At 40.1% G+C, this 19,177-nt stretch carries 19 protein-coding genes and 1 tRNA gene; 1 reads left to right on the forward strand and 19 read right to left on the reverse strand.

Annotated features, from left to right (window positions below; all coding sequences use genetic code 11):
* Nucleotides 1-53: 53 nt before the first annotated feature.
* Nucleotides 54-1,505 carry a glutamate--tRNA ligase gene (gene gltX / locus JKP71_RS07345; protein ID WP_200407559.1) on the reverse strand — a complete coding sequence of 484 codons (1,452 nt, stop codon included), beginning with the start codon at nucleotides 1,503-1,505 and terminating at the stop codon, nucleotides 54-56.
* A gap of 323 nt (nucleotides 1,506-1,828) precedes the next feature.
* Here gltX and JKP71_RS07350 point away from each other — a divergent pair, with 323 nt between their 5' ends.
* Nucleotides 1,829-2,323 carry a GNAT family N-acetyltransferase gene (locus JKP71_RS07350; RefSeq protein ID WP_200407560.1) on the forward strand — a complete coding sequence of 165 codons (495 nt, stop codon included), beginning with the start codon at nucleotides 1,829-1,831 and terminating at the stop codon, nucleotides 2,321-2,323.
* Nucleotides 2,324-2,415: 92 nt separating this feature from the next.
* Here JKP71_RS07350 and JKP71_RS07355 read toward each other — a convergent pair whose 3' ends face one another.
* From JKP71_RS07355 to JKP71_RS07440, 18 genes are all read right to left on the reverse strand, one after another.
* On the reverse strand, nucleotides 2,416-2,685 hold the full coding sequence (locus tag JKP71_RS07355) for a DUF1048 domain-containing protein (RefSeq protein WP_234446116.1): 270 nt from the start codon (nucleotides 2,683-2,685) through the stop codon (nucleotides 2,416-2,418).
* Between the two features lie 39 nt (nucleotides 2,686-2,724).
* Nucleotides 2,725-3,072, reverse strand: coding sequence for a DUF1048 domain-containing protein (locus tag JKP71_RS07360; protein WP_200407561.1), 348 nt, complete (start codon nucleotides 3,070-3,072; stop codon nucleotides 2,725-2,727).
* A complete protein-coding gene (locus JKP71_RS07365; protein WP_075525634.1) occupies nucleotides 3,059-3,421 on the reverse strand; it encodes a PadR family transcriptional regulator in 363 nt (120 codons plus the stop codon). Before JKP71_RS07365 ends, JKP71_RS07360 begins: the two co-directional genes overlap by 14 nt.
* Nucleotides 3,422-3,540: 119 nt before the next feature.
* Nucleotides 3,541-4,170 (reverse strand): pyridoxamine 5'-phosphate oxidase family protein, encoded by a 630-nt coding sequence (locus JKP71_RS07370; protein ID WP_200407562.1) that lies wholly within the window; start codon nucleotides 4,168-4,170, stop codon nucleotides 3,541-3,543.
* 64 nt (nucleotides 4,171-4,234) lie between these two features.
* Nucleotides 4,235-5,314 carry a PIN/TRAM domain-containing protein gene (locus tag JKP71_RS07375; RefSeq protein ID WP_200407563.1) on the reverse strand — a complete coding sequence of 360 codons (1,080 nt, stop codon included), beginning with the start codon at nucleotides 5,312-5,314 and terminating at the stop codon, nucleotides 4,235-4,237.
* Between the two features lie 194 nt (nucleotides 5,315-5,508).
* Entirely contained in the window at nucleotides 5,509-6,870 is a 1,362-nt protein-coding gene (gene radA / locus JKP71_RS07380; protein WP_200407564.1) for a DNA repair protein RadA, read from the reverse strand.
* A gap of 283 nt (nucleotides 6,871-7,153) precedes the next feature.
* Entirely contained in the window at nucleotides 7,154-7,381 is a 228-nt protein-coding gene (locus JKP71_RS07385) for a heavy-metal-associated domain-containing protein (RefSeq protein WP_200407565.1), read from the reverse strand.
* A gap of 148 nt (nucleotides 7,382-7,529) precedes the next feature.
* Complete coding sequence (locus JKP71_RS07390; protein WP_075525629.1) at nucleotides 7,530-7,775, reverse strand: hypothetical protein; 246 nt, start codon at nucleotides 7,773-7,775, stop codon at nucleotides 7,530-7,532.
* 123 nt (nucleotides 7,776-7,898) lie between these two features.
* Nucleotides 7,899-9,767, reverse strand: coding sequence for a heavy metal translocating P-type ATPase (locus tag JKP71_RS07395; protein WP_200407566.1), 1,869 nt, complete (start codon nucleotides 9,765-9,767; stop codon nucleotides 7,899-7,901).
* A 123-nt stretch (nucleotides 9,768-9,890) separates the two neighbouring features.
* Nucleotides 9,891-9,963, reverse strand: a tRNA-Thr gene (locus JKP71_RS07400).
* A gap of 129 nt (nucleotides 9,964-10,092) precedes the next feature.
* Nucleotides 10,093-15,294: a Cna B-type domain-containing protein gene (locus tag JKP71_RS07405; RefSeq protein ID WP_200407567.1), complete on the reverse strand. Its 5,202-nt coding sequence runs from the start codon at nucleotides 15,292-15,294 to the stop codon at nucleotides 10,093-10,095.
* Between the two features lie 265 nt (nucleotides 15,295-15,559).
* A complete protein-coding gene (gene rplQ / locus JKP71_RS07410; RefSeq protein ID WP_003130558.1) occupies nucleotides 15,560-15,940 on the reverse strand; it encodes a 50S ribosomal protein L17 in 381 nt (126 codons plus the stop codon).
* 15 nt (nucleotides 15,941-15,955) lie between these two features.
* Nucleotides 15,956-16,894 (reverse strand): DNA-directed RNA polymerase subunit alpha, encoded by a 939-nt coding sequence (locus tag JKP71_RS07415; protein ID WP_075525627.1) that lies wholly within the window; start codon nucleotides 16,892-16,894, stop codon nucleotides 15,956-15,958.
* A 48-nt stretch (nucleotides 16,895-16,942) separates the two neighbouring features.
* Nucleotides 16,943-17,326 (reverse strand): 30S ribosomal protein S11, encoded by a 384-nt coding sequence (gene rpsK / locus JKP71_RS07420; protein ID WP_075525626.1) that lies wholly within the window; start codon nucleotides 17,324-17,326, stop codon nucleotides 16,943-16,945.
* 20 nt (nucleotides 17,327-17,346) lie between these two features.
* On the reverse strand, nucleotides 17,347-17,712 hold the full coding sequence (gene rpsM / locus JKP71_RS07425) for a 30S ribosomal protein S13 (protein ID WP_075525625.1): 366 nt from the start codon (nucleotides 17,710-17,712) through the stop codon (nucleotides 17,347-17,349).
* A 17-nt stretch (nucleotides 17,713-17,729) separates the two neighbouring features.
* Nucleotides 17,730-17,846: a 50S ribosomal protein L36 gene (gene rpmJ, locus JKP71_RS07430; protein WP_014024193.1), complete on the reverse strand. Its 117-nt coding sequence runs from the start codon at nucleotides 17,844-17,846 to the stop codon at nucleotides 17,730-17,732.
* A 56-nt stretch (nucleotides 17,847-17,902) separates the two neighbouring features.
* Nucleotides 17,903-18,121, reverse strand: a complete 219-nt coding sequence (gene infA, locus JKP71_RS07435) for a translation initiation factor IF-1 (protein ID WP_003130554.1) — start codon at nucleotides 18,119-18,121, stop codon at nucleotides 17,903-17,905.
* A gap of 277 nt (nucleotides 18,122-18,398) precedes the next feature.
* Entirely contained in the window at nucleotides 18,399-19,046 is a 648-nt protein-coding gene (locus JKP71_RS07440; protein ID WP_200407568.1) for an adenylate kinase, read from the reverse strand.
* Between the last annotated feature and the right edge of the window lie 131 nt (nucleotides 19,047-19,177).

Raw genomic sequence — 19,177 nt, forward strand, 5'->3', positions numbered from 1 at the left:
TCAAAAAAGCTACTGACCAGACGGTCAGTACCTTTTCATACTTTTCTTATTTTTTAAGCTTTTAAAGCAGCGTCCAAATGAGCCAGTACTTTTTCTTTTCCAAGAAGTGCGATTGTTTCTGGTAATTCTGGACCATGCATTGAACCTGAAGCTGCAATACGAATTGGCATCCAAAGCATTTTACCTTTCACACCTGTTTCTTTTTGAGTGGCTTTAAAGAGTGGGAAAATATTTTCCACTGTAAAATCATTTTCAGGAAGTTCAGCCAATTTTGCACGGAAAGTGCTCAAAGCTAATGGGGTTGTTTCAGCAGCTAACATTTCACGCGCTTCATCGGTCAATTCTGGGAAATCTCCGTAGAAAAGGTCTGTTAATTCAACAATTTCATCTGCTGATTTCATTTGTGGTTGATAAAGTTTAACCAGTTCCTCAGCACGTTCATCAAAGCGATTAGCCGCAACAAGGAAAGGTTTTGTCAATTCAAATACTTTAGCAAAATCAGCATTTTTGATGTATTCATTGTCCATCCAGTCCAATTTCTTTTGGTCAAAGGCGGCTGGTGATTTAGACAAACGATTTTCGTCAAAAAGTTCAATTAACTCTTCGCGAGAGAAAATTTCTTTTTCGCCACCAGGATTCCAACCTAAAAGTGCAATGAAGTTGAAAATGGCCTCAGACATGTAACCTTTTTTACGATAGTCTTCGATAAATTGGAGAGTATTGGTGTCACGTTTTGACAATTTTTTCCCAGTTTCAGAATTAATAATCAAAGTCATGTGACCAAAGCGAGGCGCTTCCCAGCCCAAAGCATCATAAACAACTAATTGTTTGGGCGTGTTGGCAATATGGTCATCGCCACGGATAACATGGGAAATTTGCATATCATGGTCATCAACAACCACAGCAAAGTTGTAAGTAGGGTAACCATCACGTTTTTGGATCACCCAATCTCCGCCAATATTGCCACCTTCAAATTCAATCTCACCTTTAACGATGTCATCCCATTTATAGATGGCTTTTTCGTCAACAGAAATACGGACAACTGGCTTAATATTTTGTGCTTTACGCTCAGCAATATAAGCTGCTTTTTCGTCATCGCTCATACCAGCATATTCATTAATATAATGAGGTGGAATTCCTGCTGCTTCTTGTTTCGCATGGTCAGCTTCAAGTTCTTCTGGTGTTTTATAAGAATAATAGGCTTTTCCTTCAGCTAACAGCTGATCAATGTATTTTTGATACAAAGGCAAACGTTCTGATTGACGATAATTTTCATGTGTTTCAGGGCTTTCATCCCAGTCAATTCCCAACCAACGAAGGTTTTCAAGTTGTGAACGTTCGCCATCTTCAACATGGCGTTCACGGTCGGTATCTTCAATACGGATGATAAAATCTCCCCCGTGATGGCGGGCAAAAAGATAATTAAACAGGGCTGTACGGGCATTCCCAATGTGTAGAAGTCCTGTAGGTGATGGTGCGTAACGAACGCGGATTTTTTTATTCATTTAATCCAATTCTCCTCAGTTTCTCACTCAAAATTATTTCCTCAAATCAATTGAGTGTATTTCTTGGTTTTAAGTAGTCTTGCTACCTTACAATCCCTTCTATTTTACCACAATTCTGGCCAGCTTGCTCACGTGAATGAGTCAAAACTTATCCAGTGAGAACTGAAAGTTAAAACACGACTTTCTTCTTTTGTTTACCCTTTGGGCATTCCTCATTTTTGTGATGGCTTTGGCTTAAAAATTCTCAAGCCAAACACTAATTTGTATTTTTTTGATAACAATCTTTGACAATTTTTCAAAACATTTTATGATAAAATAAGAGTATGACTAAAATTACTTATGATAGAGTGACAGCTGCTGATATTGATGCAGTAATGCACATTGAATCCGTTAATTTCTCTGAAAACGAAGCTCTTACTCGCGCTTCTATGGAAGAACGAATCAACCGAATCCCTGATAGTTTTATTGTAGCCCGAAATGAAGAAGGTCAAGTCGTTGGTTATGTGGCAGGCCCAGTCACAGAAGACCGCTACCTCAGTGATGAATGTTTTGAGCACTCAGATCCCAATCCTTTACAAGGTGGTTTTCAAAAAGTGATTAGCCTTTCTGTTGATCCTGAATACCAAAGCTTAGGGATTGCAACTGAATTACTCTTACTTCTAGAAAAAGAAGCACGCAGTAAAAAACGCCAAGGAATTAGCCTAACCTGCCATGATTACTTGATCCCTTACTATGAAAAACATGGGTTTATTAATGAAGGACGTTCGGCATCCACCTTTGGTGGCGAAATCTGGTACAATATGATTCAAGAATTTTAAAAAGATAAAAGTTACTGACAAACCTGTCAGTAACTTTTTTTTGTTGATCAATTTTCAATTTTACTGACAGACTTATCAGTAAAAGCTATTGATTACTTTTGAGCAAAATAATCATTCAATTCTTGACGATACTTATTTCGCCAGTCCTCTTTATTATCACTTAATAATTCGTCCGCAAAAGTTGCAACATCATTGCCCAGAAACTCAGCTGGACTTCGCCCATCAACTACTGCCAACTCAAATAATTCAATAATATCCTTAAAAATATGCCAATCTGTTGCCCCCATTTTGAACATATATTTTTGAATTGAACGATAAGCCTGATAAAAATCTTTAGGTAATTTTTTAGCTCGATTTTGCATTTCTTGCCAGTCTTTTTTTCAGCAAGAAGGTCACTAATTTTATCTAAAACCATTTTTCAGCTCCTTATTAAGTTTATTTTTTTGCTTTTTTTCCCAACTCGTATCATCCACCATCTCATCAATAAATGCCGCAACATCTGAACCAATTAAATCAGTTAATTCCTTGTCTTGGATTTTAGCTTCTTCAAGTAAATCAAGAACTTGTCCAAAAATAAATTTGAAATCTGCCCATTTCGTTACCCCAGAGTACCATATGTATTTTTTTAATACCTTATAGTCTTCATAATAATTCTCTCCAAGTTGCTGAGCACGCTTTTCAAATTCGCGAAATTCTCGTTTTTCTTCAAGACCAATCATTCGATCAACAATATTTCTATGCTCCGCCATGATTTTCTCCCTTCTGCTCACTCCATAAATTTTGATGACGTAAAAACTCCAATTTGTCTGAAATAAAAGCCCATTTTTTCCAAAAATTTTCTCGCTCGTTTTGCCCTGCCTCATTTAAACGATACCATTTTCGAGCGGGTCCAAGTTTTGAAGGTTTTTTTCTAATCTCAACATACCCTTTCTTTTCAAGACGCATCGTAATCGTATATACCGTTCCTTCTACAACATCTTCAAAACCAAGTTCTCGCAGTTTTTGAGTAATTTCATAACCATAAGTTTCCCCTTGACCAATGATTTCTAAAACACAGCCCTCAAGAACTCCTTTCAACATTTCTGTAATTTGATTCATTTTTCCTCCGCTATTTAGTAATGCTAACTACATCTATATAGTAATACAATATAGCTAAAGTGTCAAGATTTCTCCCTTTTATTAAAATAAAAAAACTGCTAAAAAGCAGTTTTAATAAATTATTTTTCAAAATTAATCACTTTAGTTTGACCTTTAAAATTTTCATAAAGGACCGATTCAATCCTTAAAGCAATAATTGACATATTCTCCGCATTTTCATGAAGAGATCGGATTAAGCTTTCTTTTTTCACAATTTCTCGGGCATCAGCATCTTCTAAGACTTCTGCATGAACCCGATTTGAAGATAAGCGCCCTCCTTTTTCCAACTTATCAAACCAAGTCGTAAAACTCACTTGTGAATTTCTTTTGATATCACTAATCTTTGAAGCTTTTTTATCTGCAACCATATAGAAAACATTTTCCGTTTTTTGAGCTTGAATAAAACTCATAAGCGTTGTTGAACTCTTTGAATTTTCATCCGTCACACTTAAAGCAAGGTAGCCTGGAAAGTCTTTTAAAAGATAAGCAAGTTCATTTTCTACAGCATTTGTACCAACAACGTTAGCTTTTTTATTACTTTTAATAATCGTTAAAAGAACAAGGGGCAACGTAAGAAAAACATAAGCAACGATAAGCCCTAAAACAAATCTTAACCAATAATTTCCAAAATTCATTTCTAATATCAAAGCAAAAACAGCTAAAGAAATTAAAAAAACTACAAACAATTGAATAAATCGTTTTAAATACATATTAAACTCCTCAATACTCAAAATTCATTTAAGATAAAAACCGATAAATTATCGGTTTTCTTCTTTACTTTTTGATCAAGTCTGCAAAAATCATCCGTCCTGCACTTGTTTGCAGCACTTTAGCAACCTCAACGGTGACCGTCTTATCTATGAGTTTAGCTGCATCCTCAATGACAATCATTGTTCCATCTGGTAAGTAAGCCACACCTTGTTGACGCTCCGAGCCTGCTCTTATGATTTGAACATTGATATGTTCTCCGACTACGAGCTGTGTCTTCACTGCATTAGCAAGATCATTGATATTAAGAACTTGTACACCTTGAATCTCAGCCACTTTGTTAAGATTAAAATCATTCGTCACAAGTTTTGAACCCGTAGTGCTTGCGTATTTGAGCAGTTTGGTATCGACTTCTCGGATTTCTTTGAAATCTGTTTGTGAAATCTCCACATTTTCAAACTTAGTTAATTCATTAACCAGATCAAGTCCACGGCGACCCTTAGCGCGTTTAAGAGGATCAGAACTATCTGAGATTAATTGTAACTCCAAAATCACAAAGTTAGGAACGATGATTTTATCAGAAATAAAGCCAGTTTTAATAACATCTAATATTCTGCCATCAATAATTGAGCTTGTATCAAGTAAAATACTGCTTTCTATTACAGGTGTTTGACTTACCACTGGTTCGGTATTTTCTGTGGCTAAAGCCTCACGACGTTTTCTAAAAAGAACCTTGGCAATCTCATCTCCTCGTTTATCGAAAAGGACATAACCTAAATAAATCATGATCAAAACAAAAACAAAAGAGATCACATTACTTAATATCGGTACATCTAAAAAGCGCAGCGGCACGCTACCAATTACTCCCACAAGCAGTCCTAGCACTATCCCAATAACATTGAAAACGACTTTCGACATGTTCATTTTTGAAATTTTAGAATCAATTTTTTTCAACGCATTCAGCATTGAACCGGCAAAAATAAATGAAAGAATAATAAAAATAATTGCACCAATAACACCGTCAACAACTTCGTACTGCAAAATTCCTTTGTTCCATCCAAATAATTTTAGAAACGATGGCACAACGGCAACACCTAATGATGCTCCGATGACTGTCATAATAAGATGAATCATCCAACGACGCATAATTTTCCTCCTGTTTAAAAAATGGTTGGGCTTACAAAAAGCCCTGTGTTAATTATAACACACAGGGCTTTAATATTACTTATATAAACATGAGAATTTTAAGACCATTCTCATATGTTTAAAGCATGCTATGTTAAAAAAGCGCTTGTCACTCTGCCTTGACAGCATCATAAGATTGTAGCGACAACACTGGCTTACCCAAACACCATTTTTAAACACTCGTTGAGAGTAGCTACTCCAATTACTTCAATGGAAGTCGGAATAGCTATCCCTGTAATGGAATTCTTAGGGGCATATACCTTCTTAAAACCTAGCTTAGCTGCTTCATTTAGTCGTTGTTCAATACGTGTAACGCGTCGGATTTCTCCTGTGAGGCCAATCTCTCCAATAAAGCACTCACGTGCATCCGTGGGTAATTCTTTGTAGCTTGACGCAACTGCGACGGCAACTGCCAAGTCAATTGCAGGCTCATCTAGCTTAACTCCCCCTGCTGACTTGAGATAAGCATCCTGATTTTGTAAAAGTAATCCTGTTCGTTTCTCAAGCACGGCCATAATCAAACTAACTCGATTAAAATCAAGTCCTGAGGTGGTTCGTTTAGCATTGCCAAACATAGTGGGGGTGGTTAACGCCTGTATTTCTACTAAAATTGGACGTGTCCCTTCTAGAGCACAGACAATAGCAGAACCTGTCGAGCCTTCGAGTCGTTCTTCTAGGAAAACTTCAGAAGGATTCGTCACCTCAACTAAACCGTGACCCTGCATTTCAAAAATACCAATCTCATTCGTAGAACCAAAACGATTCTTTACAGCTCTCAGAATACGAAAGGTGTTGTTGCGTTCTCCTTCGAAATAGAGGACCGTATCCACCATATGTTCTAACATCCGTGGTCCAGCAAGTTGGCCTTCTTTAGTCACATGCCCAACAATGAATGTAGCAATATCGTTAGTTTTAGCAATTTGCATCAGTTCACCAGTCACTTCACGCACTTGACTTACTGAGCCTTGGGTAGATTGAATTTCTGGGGACATGATTGTTTGTATAGAATCAATAATCAAAAAGTTGGGTTTTAGTCGCTCGACTTCTGCTCTTATGGATTGCATATTAGTTTCGGCATACAGATAAAAGTCTCGATCAATATCCCCTAAACGTTCAGCGCGTAATTTGATTTGTTGCGCAGACTCTTCCCCACTGACATACATTACTCTACCACGAGAAGCAAGTTGGGTTGAAACTTGTAAGAGTAGTGTAGATTTCCCAATCCCCGGATCTCCACCAATTAGGACGAGTGAGCCAGGAACGACCCCTCCTCCCAAGACTCGATTGAATTCATCTAGATCGGTCTCAACTCGGGGCGTTTCAAAGAGTTCTACTTCATCTAGTTTCATTGGTTTTGAACGCTCACCACTCATTGAAACCCGCTGATTCTTGACCTCTTGAACTTCGACCTCTTCAACAAAAGAGGACCATTCTCCACAATTTGGACAACGCCCGAGATATTTAGCAGATTTATAGCCACAATTTTGACAAACAAAGGATGATTTTTTCTTTGCCATTTTTCCTCCTAATTATTTATACGATAATTTTTTTGAAATGTAACAAAAAAGCGGACATACCGCTAATTTTTTAGTTTAAAGGATTTTTTCTCCTTTTATTTTATCATAATTTCAACCCTTTGTTGGCTTTTGTTACTGATTAGAGCACTAATTGACTAGTCGAAAATCACCTTTCCTCTTGATTTGCTAAACTTAATAATAAGGCTTGGAAAATTTTTACTCAATGGCTCATCTGCCATGATGCCTCTACGTTGCCACGGATAGTAGTGTCAGTATATTTTGCTCACATCGCGGCTGTTTTGCTAGATAAAACTGGATAGCCCAGCTTTTCAATTTTGCTGACCAATTGATCAGCACTGACAAGTTCTTCCTCAAATTCTGCTTTGACTTTTGAGGCGTTGAAAAGTACCTTGACACAACGAACACCCTTCGTTTTTAGCATTGCCCCTTCAATTTTTGCCATACAGGATGGACAAGTCAAGTCCTCTAACTTCATTGTTACTTTAGTCATTATGTTCCTCCTATGCGCGCCGTGCGCTTTTGATTCTTTTATTATAGGACACTCACCCTCTCAAATCCTTGATTGCTATCAAGAAAAAGTAGGCTTCAAACAAAAAAGGCTCAAAGTAAAAAGCCAGCTCTGAGAGCGCTGGCCTATTCTAATTTTCCACGCCTAACATATAGAGTGTGATTTCATCCAAAATCGGGCGCTCAGTCGCAGTACATATCCCGCTATAGATAAGTTCGCCTTTTTGCCAACCCTGAATGATAAAGCGTGCGCAATTTCCGCCATTGTGAGCAATAATCAACTCGTTGTCCACAAAATCTACCTGCCAAGCCTGATAAGTTGCTTGTCCGGTGCTCATGGCTTCGTCTATCATTTTTTTGAAATTTTGTTCTAACATCCTCCTCACCTCCTTGTAAAAGCTCTTACTTTTTATTATACTTCTTTTTTAAAATAATGCTTCATCATCAGTTCGAGGTTTACAAAAAAAGCTACTGACCAATCTGTCAGTAGCTTTTACTTTTTATTTTTTATGAAAAGGGATTAAACGCATTGCATTGAAGATGACCGCCAAGATCGACCCTTCATGAACAAACATCCCTGTACTCATCGTGACAAATTGTCCAATGAGGCCTGTCCCTCCGAGAACCAATCCCATTAATAAAAATAATACGACACCAATTGCTGCAGCAATGTTTTCTCTCATATTCACCACAGCCTTCTTTGATAGCGCATAGGCATGCACCAGCTCCGAAAAGGAAGAAGTCATCAGTACCACATCTGAAGTTTCAATTGCCACATCTGTTCCTGATCCCATCGCAATACCGATATCTGCTTGGGCTAGACTTGGTGCATCGTTGATCCCATCTCCTATAAACGCCACCCGTTTTCCCTGCTTCTGGAGCTCTTGGAGCACTTCAACTTTTTGTTCTGGTAAAAGTCCCGCCTGAACTTTGTCAATCTCCAATTGTGCTGCGATCGCCTTAGCAGTTTCCTCATTATCGCCTGTCAACATCATAATTTGGGAAATGCCTAACTTCTTAAGCTGCCTAAGCGCAGTTTTTGCCTCTGGGCGTAACTCATCAGCAATAGCGTAGATTATTTTTAAGACGCCCTCAAAAGCGACTAATACGGTTGACGCGCCTTGTGCTTGCAGCCTAAGCAAATCCTTTTTTTGTTCTTCTGTCAGTAAAACTTTCTGTTCTGTCAGTAGCTTTTCATTACCAATCACTAACTCCTGCGCAATAAGTCCTTGACCTTTGATGACTTTGGTCACTGTAAGATTACTGACAGCCTGGTCAGTAAAAGCGAGAGTCGTTTGATCAATAGCTTTTAGTATTGCTTTAGCTAATGGATGATCTGATTGACGTTCAGCTAGAACAACACGTCTAAGTAGAGCTTTGGTAGCCCCATAATCTTTTACCGCCACGACTTGGGTGTTTCCTTTAGTTAATGTACCTGTCTTATCCAAAAGGAGTGTGTCCACCTGATGAAAAGTATTCATCACTTCTCCTCCTTTAATCAAGACACCGTTTTTAGCACCATTTCCAATAGCTGCAACGTTCGAAACCGGAGCACCTATTACAAGCGCCCCCGGGCATCCTAAAACCAGGAGCGTAATCGCAAGCTTAAGATCTTGACTCCAAAAGAGAAGCATTAGAGAGAGCAAGAGAACAAACGGGGTATAGAACTTTGCAAAACGATCGATAAATTTTTCAGCGGGTGATTTAGCATCCTGTGCCTCCTCTACCAGCTCGATAATCTTACCAAAGGTCGTTTCCTCCCCTATTTTCTGCGCGCTCACATAGAGGGTGCCATCTTCCAAAATTGACCCCGCAAATACCTTATCTCCGATAGCCTTCTTAACATGTTTTGCTTCTCCTGTAATCGATGCTTCATTGACAAAGCCTTCTCCGTCCGTCACAGCCCCATCAACAGGGACTTGTGCGCCTGTTTTAACCAACAGCACCATACCAAGCTCTACTGCCTCAATTTCCACCTCCTTTCCAGAAGCTTGCAAAGCCACGGTGGGTGCCATTTGGGTTAAGGATTTGATTGATGCCCTCGTTTTTTCTAAAGTTTTCTTCTCTAAAAATCCCCCCAAAGCAAAGAGGAAGGTCACCATAGCCGATTCTTCGTATTCCCCGATAGCTAGAGCGCCCAATACTGCAAGTGACACCAACACTTCTATTGAAAGTTGTCTGACCCGTACCGCTTGAAAAGCATGGAGAACCACTGGAATAAAACCTATCAATGAAGCGATAAACATCGTACTCCCCCTTAAGTTTTTCCATCCCATAAGTTGTCCAAAAAAGCCACTAGCAATGAGAGTGCCACACAAAACCATTATCCCTCCTGCATGACCTTCTACTATTTTTTGAAATTTAAGCATTATTCTTATTCCCTCTATTTTTCTTACTTTTAATTTTAGAGGAATAGGCCGTTCAATGTCTTGACGGCTATCAAGAAAATAAAAAAAGTCTCCCTCAGGAGACTTCATCAGCAAAATATAAAATGCCATTGAACAGAATCGAACTGTCGACCTTCACCTTACCATGGTGCTGCTCTACCGACTGAGCTACAACGGCGCTTTAAATAATCCTTCAACGCCCCAGAATCCACTTCATGCAGTTCTGTAAAACGTACTTTATTATTTTACCAAAATATCAAAAAAAATCAACTCAAAAAAGCCAGCTTACGCAGACTTTTTGAGAAATTTACTTCAGTTTTTTCCACCAGTAACCTCTACTCGGCAAGGTTATTAACAAAACGAAGCCAAGTAATGCTAAGACCACCTCAAGCGTACTATTAAGTCGAGGTAATCGTCCTGTTTTAGCACCACTACTATCAGGCGGGAGTGCGCCGCCACTTAATCTTTTTTCAGACTCGGGCACTGGACTTTGACCGATTTTAAAGTTAGCAAAACGTATCCCACGACCATCTGACGTCCAGCCTCGATATTCCGGAAAATTGTTCATGTCATCAAAGACAAGAACATTAGGATGATCAACGGAACGACGAGCCAAACGAATCTGCACGCGCCCATCTGCTGATAGTGCTGCTGCTTGGTCCATATAAGCCACAATCATTGTATCAGACTTCTGATAACCTGCGGGCGGGGTGGGCTCGCTGATGATGTAGAGGTTCCCACGTGACATGTTGTTAATCGTTTTTTCGCCTTCAATGGTCGACAGGGTCGCTCCAGTTGTCGCATCAACATTATACTCACTCGCTTGCTCTCCTGTGCCCCGCAGATTGAGACTTGTCAAATCAAGCTGCGACATTGTAGCAAAATTACCTCCATCATCCCAACGCTCCACCCAGCGTAAACGAAACTGTGTGTCCATCTTCTGATTGGTGTCCGCATCAACCTTTTCGATAGAAAATCCGTGGGTCACATTTGAGGCAATATCAAAAGATAAGACGTAAGGATTAAGCTGTGCCAAGTTGATGTTACTGGTTCTGATCAAAGCCCTTCGACCCATAGCAGGTGCAGCGACAACATCTTCTTGCTCATCCGTTGCCAAAATCAGATGATCCGGGGTACTGACAAGGCTGTCAGCAGCGATTTGCCAATCATTATCTGCTATATGATTGATGGCATCGGAGACAGTTGGCGTGTGGATGCTCCACTGACTGATCTGATCAAAACTTGGAAACAATCCCACTGCCCCTAACTTCAGAAGCTGATAGTTACTCTCATAGTCGAGTTCCACCAAACCCGCATCCCCAGTGACAATCGCTCCCGTCAGTGTATTGGGCGCGAGTCTGCGCAATTGACCGTTTGCATCCGAACGCAGATACGTCGTGCCACTATCTGCCAGCGGATTGAGTAATGGACTGGCAAAACTCAGGGCAAATGGCATCAGTGGCTGGGTTTCTGTTGAGGTCAATACGAAGTTGACACCTGGTAGAGCGGCGTTACCAAAGTCCGCATCTTGCTTATTAACCTCCAGAAAGATTGGCAAACCAGTTAAAGTATTGGTAATGGCAAAATGATTCGCAATACCATTACCAAAGAGGGAATCAGAAACAGGGGCAATCGTTGTTTCGTAAGAACTAGTTACACTCTCCTCTAATAGTTCACTGACGAAGTACGAAATTTCTCTGACCGGACGGTCAGTAAGCTCATCAAAGTCATATTTGGGGAGATTATCAAAGTTGAACGCCCAATCAGTAGAAGCAGAAACCTCAGCAGAAAGTTGCTGACCAGCTTGATCTAAAACAGGCTCAGCAGTCGACAGATCAATCTCCCCCAGCGCATTGTAGCCATAGCGCCAAAGCTGAACAGTGATACTTTCTGGACGAATGTTGGTTGCCTCGTCGCCTACCCATGTTTTATCTCCCGTCACAGCTTTATTTTCTACTAACGTATTCGTCAGATTAAAATCATCTGCAGCCTCATCACCTTCTTGGTAGCCCAAGGGTACATTGACCTCACGGATGGTATAGACATACTCGTCAAGAGCACTACTGCGATAAACCGGAAGATTTTCAAAGGTGTAGGTCCAGTCATTGCTCGCTGTAACTGTGGTTGTCAAGAAAATTTCATCATCACGTAAAAGCTCCACCGTTACTGATTCGGGACGTAGTGCCAAGGCATTATCGTAATCATTCCAAGACTTGGTTACACTAATATCGCGCAGATTTGGTGTAAAAATATTTTTGATGTCAAATTGTCCCAACTCTACATTGTTATCAGGGTACTGCGGACTAAAATTCGCCAATGAGACTTCACGCACTTGGTAATTAATCGCACGCCCTTCCTCATCTTCTTTGGGGAGATCAACAAATTCATATTTCCAATCGTCGGAAGCAGCTACTACTTTTGTGTCTACCAACGTCGGTGCAGTTTCTGAAACTTCATCAGTCGGATAGGCCCATAGCTCAATTGTTATCTCTCTAGGCATGAATTGTTCTGGCGTATGCTCATCCCAGATTTTTTGTCCAGAAATTTTTGTCAATTCAGGTACGAAAGTATTGATAATATCGAACGTTTGCTCGTCAATTTTGACCACCTTGTCAGTATAGCGTTCCGATACATTTAACTCGCGAATTTCGTAATCATATTTCTCTGTAGCATTTTTGTACTCTTGCAGATTTTCAAACGTATAGTCCCACTGGTTGGCATATCTCTCGCCAGCTAATTCGACTGGCTCACCATAAGCAATATTATCGCGATAAAGTTGGAAGCTAATACGCTCCGGACGATGTCCTGCACGATTACCATTATCTTCCCAGATTTTCGTAATATCAAGATCAATGTTACTCAAATCTAGAGTATTAATTATATTGAGTCCACTGATTACTGAAAGATAATGGGGCACATTAAGCTCTTTGACAGTATAAACATAAGCATTCCCCTCAAGGTCTTTGACTGGTACCAATCCGAAATCGTAGCTCCAAGTATCCGAAATTGCCTCATCCCCTTCACGTTTTGGTGCTGCAACTTCAACTTGCCGGAGTAATTCATCATTTTGAAAAAGTTGGACGGTAATAGTAGCTGGCCGAAACTGTTCTTTCCCCTCGTCACCGCGCCATGTTTTTACCCCCTGAAGTCGCGTAACATCGCGATGATTGACCAGAGTCACTTTGAAAGTTGCTGATTGCTCATCTTTAGTGGTAATGTAGACACTCTCTTCATCATTTTCATTATCAGCATTCATGGAAATCGTGTTGTCATCACTAACCGCAATTGTCCAAGGGCCAGCGACATTATGCGCAGGCAGGGCAGTCGTTTCTATCAAATGGTAAGTCGTATCCTTACTAAATCGAAAGGCCGCGTCTTCCCAAAGCACAAGACCGTCTGCACGACTTATTCCCGTATTGACTATAGTGCCATCCGCAGTTTTCAACTCGAAAACAGCGCCAGCAGGGGAAATACCTTCATTGGACTGCTTGATTACCTCAAACTTCCAGCGTTCGGTATTGGTAACGGTTTTGCCATCTTGGCTAATACTAGAAGAGTAAGCATCAGCACCATTTTCTCTGACAATCTTATAAGTAAAGTACTCACCATTATTATTAAATAGGGGTAAAGCGACTTTGGCTTCGCCACCCTCGAGGGTCAAGCTATCAAGCTTTGTAGCCGTCCACTTATTATCCTCGACACGCCCTGTGAGGAGATAGTTGGCGGTTTGCCAACTGCTCTCGTCCACAGGAGTTGAGCGTTGAATTTCAAGTTCAATGTGCTCAGGACGACTTGCATTTTCAGCAGATATGTCTTCCCAAATCTTAGTCAAGTCAATGGTTGTACCTACTGCTCGTCCGGCTGGTACAGCAAATGGCAGCTCTGTAGTGCTGATTGCTGGGTTAGGAATAAAATAAGTTGCAACTGGATCAGAGATAAAACGCCAAGTGTCTGGTGAAAAGTCTGTGCGTTCCGTCTGAAGATGCACTTGATGGTGAATTTGCACTTCCTGTCCAAGCCCAAGGTCAAGATTATTAAGTCGAATCACGCTATTGTCATAAGTTGCTTCATAGGTTTGCAGGTTGGATGCTTGCCCATTTACAAAGTAATCAACTGGCAACGTACTAGCACCAGTATAAGTGAAGTGCTCACCAATTTTGATTTGGGCTGTACCATTACGAACAGTATCAAAAAGTTGTAAAAGTGTTTGGTTAAGATAAGTAGTTAAGTCACTTGCTGCATAAACATTCTGATAGTAGCTAGCATTATAGGTCAACTCACGCATGTAGTTTTCAATTTCAGCAAGGCTAAACCCTGGGTAGCTGGCCGTATTCCCACCACTTGATACGTTGCCCCCAGCGGTTCCAGCATTGATGGCAATACCAATACCATGGACTTCGATGCCCTTATTTTCCAAATTTTTAGCCGAAAATGTTGTAGCAGGAAAGACACTGTTATAAGTTGGACCAGACATTGTCCCTTGTACATGCCGTGGTGTAATCCCAGGCTGAGTCCCTGCCCCATCAATTGGACGTCCTATCAAGTCTGCTGGAGCTGTTGTAGCAGAATTTCCAAAGTTATTTGCCGTTTGTCCTGCAGTAGTATAACCTTGTAAATAAGCTTGCGACTCTGTTGTGGTCGACGTGACTTCATTCACATCAATCGTATTGTTACCGTTGTTATCTGTAGCTCCAGTAATGCGGTTAGCTAGCGTTGGTACACCATCCGTAAGAAGGATAACAATTTTCTTGCGGTCAGCATCTTCTGCTTCCAACATCGCATCAGCTTGACGGAGTCCTGCTTGCGTAAAAGTTCCTTGGTTAGCCTCAGGTGCAACTGGAGTAGCATTTTTTAAAAGATTGGTCTGATCTGTGGAATAATTGCCCAGTGGAACATACCTTGCCCCTGTGGTATAAACGCCGTTACCATAAGCCGCATGTCCAATACGAATACGGTCTGGATCAATCCGATTCGTTCGGACATAATTCGATAAGGTGTCGGCAAAATTTTCAATCGCTGCATCCAAAAGTGCCATTTTATTGTTATCTGCCATGGAAGAGGAATGATCAGACACCAATACGATACTCATCGGACGCACATCCACAGTCTGATTACCACGAATATTCGTATAAACATCATAAAGTCCAGGTGTTGACGTCTCTTGTGCAAATTGTCGAATCGCATAGGCTCCATTACTATAAGTGATATAGTTATTTATAAAATCACTTTTCTCACTTGCTATACCTGGGCTTGCTACAAAATCATTAAGACCATCCGAGGTATTCCCTGTGTGATTGATCACATCATCCTGACCCGCCTGTGACCAGCTGTTATTAGGATGGGCGCGTTCTTCTCCCGTCGCATAATTGGGGCCAATAACACTGGTGTCTGCTAGCATTGACGCATTGCCCTGCCCATTTAACAAAATACCCGCAGTATCTAAGAATAAGGGAGCAATTAAGGATAAAGCTGCGGTAAATTGTATCAGCTTTCTTCTGTAAGATTTCATTTTATCCTCCATTTGATATGATTTTATAATAATTATCTCATAAAGACCCAAAACTGAGAAACGATATTAGAAAATAATTAGAAAACAAAAAACAGCTGATAAATGGATCAGCTGATTTTGGGGATAAAAAAAAACCATGAGTGGTCCTTCTTAGAAAAATATTAAGTGGACAGAGCTAGACTAAGCAATGCTACTCCGCAAAAACTTGCGACATCAACACAACGCCAACATCATAACACTCAGGTTATTTTATTTAATTGCCGAATTAAACCAATTCAATGATTGCCATAGGCGCAGCATCACCACGACGTGGTTCTACTTTAAGGATACGAGTGTAACCACCGTTACGTCCTTCGTAGCGTTTAGCAAGATCGTTGAACAATTTTTGAAGGGCAGTTGGGAAAGTTTCAGTTTCTTCGTTGAAATCTTTAATTGCGATTTCATTACGTACGTAAGCAGCTGCTGCACGACGAGCTGAAAGATCACCTTTTTTACCAAGCGTAATCATTTTTTCTACTGTACGACGAACTTCTTTAGCGCGCGCTTCAGTTGTAACGATAGTCTCGTTGATGATCAAGTCAGTAGTCAAATCACGAAGCATAGCTTTACGTTGTGAAGATGTACGTCCGAGTTTACGATTGCTCATTTTTTTCCTCCTGTATTATTTTCTTTTTTTAAGGGAAAGTCCCAATTCAGTCAATTTAACTTTGACTTCTTCTACTGATTTGTGACCGAGGTTTTTGACTTTAATCATGTCAGCTTCGCTCATCTCAACAATATCAGCAACAGTATTGATACCAGCACGTTTCAAACCATTGTAAGCACGAACTGAGAAGTCCATTTCTTCAATAATTTTATCGAGCACACGTTCTGTTTTCACTTCGTCTTTAACAACAAGTGTTTCAGCCTCAGCAGCAACTTCTGAAAGATCAACGAACAAGTTCAAGTGGTCTGTCAAAATTTTAGCTGAGAGTGACAAAGCTTCATCAGCGACGATGGTACCATTAGTAATGATTTCAAGTGTTAATTTATCGTAGCTAGAGTCACCACCAACACGGGCAGGTTCTACTTGATAATTCACTTTGCTTACTGGTGTGTAAATTGAGTCTACAGCAATTGTGCCAATTGGCGCTCCATCGACTTTATTTTCATCAGCCGGAACATAGCCGTATCCTTTTTTAACAGTCATTACAGCACGCATTGAGTGACCTTCAGCAATAGAGAACAAGTAATGGTCTTTGTTGACAATTTCAATGTCGCTATCTGTTAAGATATCACCAGCAGTAACATCCATAGGACCAGTAACGTCAAGTTCAATTTGTTTTTCAGACTCTACGTATGATTTGATGGCAATTCCTTTAACCGCAAGAACGATTTGGATGACATCTTCACGTACGCCAGGGATTGTTGCGAATTCGTGTTGAACACCTTCAATTTGAATTGAAGTCACAGCAGCACCAGGAAGTGATGACAAAAGGACGCGACGCAGAGAGTTACCTAAAGTTGTACCATAACCACGTTCAAGTGGTTCAACAACGAATTTACCGTAATTTTCTGATTCGTCAAATTTAGTAATTTTTGGTTTTTCAAACTCAATCATGTATGTTCTCCTCTAAAGCGAAAAGTGATTAGTGACAAGAGTGACTAATTATACACGACGACGTTTTGGAGGACGTGCACCATTGTGAGGTACAGGAGTCACATCACTGATAGATGTTACATTAAGACCAGCTGCAGCGAGTGCGCGGATAGCTGATTCACGACCTGAACCAGGACCTTTAACAGTAACTGATACAGTTTTCAAACCTTGTTCTTGAGCAGCTTTAGCAGCAGCTTCTGAAGCCATTTGAGCGGCGAATGGTGTAGATTTTTTAGAACCTTTGAAACCAAGTGCACCAGCTGATGACCAAGCAAGGGCGTTACCATGAACGTCTGTGATCATAACGATTGTGTTGTTGAATGTTGATTGGATATGAACGATACCTGATTCAATATTCTTTTTAACACGACGTTTACGTGTAATTTTTGGCATTTTAACTCCTTTCTATCTAATTATTTTTTCTTACCTGCGATTGATTTAGCAGGACCTTTACGTGTACGAGCGTTGTTCTTAGTGTTTTGTCCACGTGTAGGAAGTCCACGACGGTGACGCATACCACGGTAAGAACCGATTTCCATCAAACGCTTGATGTTAAGTGAAACTTCACGACGCAAATCTCCTTCGAGTTTGAGTCCATCAAGTTCACGACGAATTGCATCTTCTTGATCTGATGTCAAATCTTTTGTACGGATATCTTCTGAAACACCTGCAGCTGCAAGTACTTTCTTAGATGTTTGAAGTCCAACACCGTAAACGTATGTCAATGAAATAACGATACGTTTTTCGTTTGGAATATCAACTCCAGCAAAACGAGCCATATTTTTCTATTTCCTTTCTATCCCTGACGTTGTTTGTGTTTTGGATTTACAGGGCAAATTACCATTACACGACCGTTACGACGAATCACTTTACAGTATTCGCAGATTGGTTTAACTGATGGTCTTACTTTCATTGTGTCTTCCTTTCTATAGGTTACTGTGCATACGTTGCACCCAATGAATGTCCGGATTACTTAAAGCGGTAAGTAATTCGTCCGCGTGTCAAATCGTATGGTGAGAGTTCAACTTGAACCTTGTCTCCAGGCAAGATACGGATATAATTCTTACGAATTTTTCCTGAAATCGTCGCCAAGACTTGGTGACCATTTTCGAGTTCAACAGTGAACATCGCATTCGGCATTGTATCAACGACTTTGCCGTCTACTTCAATTACATCATCTTTTGCCAAGCAAAAGCACCTCCTTAAAAATTCCCCGAAAGATATAAATATATCTAAAAGTCGGACTTATGTATTTTAGCACTTTTCAGCTATAAATGCAAGTCTTTCTTTCAAAAAAGCCTTGTTTTTTCTAGCCTCGACCCTTTTTCGGAGAAATTTTTCATATAAAAAAGCTTCATGGCAATGTTTTCGGGTGTTTCATAAAAAATAATAACTGATCTCACTGAACAGTTATTATTTTTCATCTTTGCATCTTAAAAAAACCTCTCAAAGAGGTTTTTATTTATTAGCCTAAAACTTTTTTAATAGCTTCTGTCACTTGGCTAATTTCTTGTTCACCTTCAATATTTTTGACAAGGCCAAGCTCAGTATAGTGCTCAATAATTGGAGCTGATTCTTTAATGTTGACATCCAAACGATTTTTAACTGTTTCTGGAACATCATCCGCACGTTGGTAAAGGTCATGGCTACCACAAACATCACAAGTACCTTCAACTTTAGTAGGGTTAAAGATTTTGTGATAAGTTGCACCGCAGTTACGGCAGATATAACGGCCACTTAAACGGTCAACCAAAATATCTGGGTTAACAACGATATTTACAACAGCATCAAGTTTAATTCCAAGTTCTTCAAGCATGGTATCAAGTGCATGCGCTTGATCAATCGTACGTGGGTATCCATCAAGCAAGAAGCCTGATCCTTTGATATCATCTTGAGCCAAACGCTCTTTAACAATTCCGTTCGTTACTTCATCAGGCACGAGTTCACCTTTATCGATGAAAGATTTAGCAAGTTTACCCATTTCAGTTTCATTTTTCATTGCGGCACGGAACATGTCACCTGTTGAAATGTGATTCACTCCATAATTTTTAACGATAAACTCAGCTTGAGTGCCTTTACCAGCTCCTGGAAGCCCCATAATTAATAAATTCATTTTTTTCTCCTGATTTTGTTTTATAATTTACTGACAGAGCTGTCAGTAATTTGCAGATATCCTTTGTGATTTTACTACACTATTTTAGCGTATTTTTTAGAAAAAATAAAGAAAAACCTTGCCTGAGGCAA

It is taken from the genome of Lactococcus taiwanensis (genome assembly GCF_014905395.1).
Taxonomy (GTDB): domain Bacteria; phylum Bacillota; class Bacilli; order Lactobacillales; family Streptococcaceae; genus Lactococcus; species Lactococcus taiwanensis.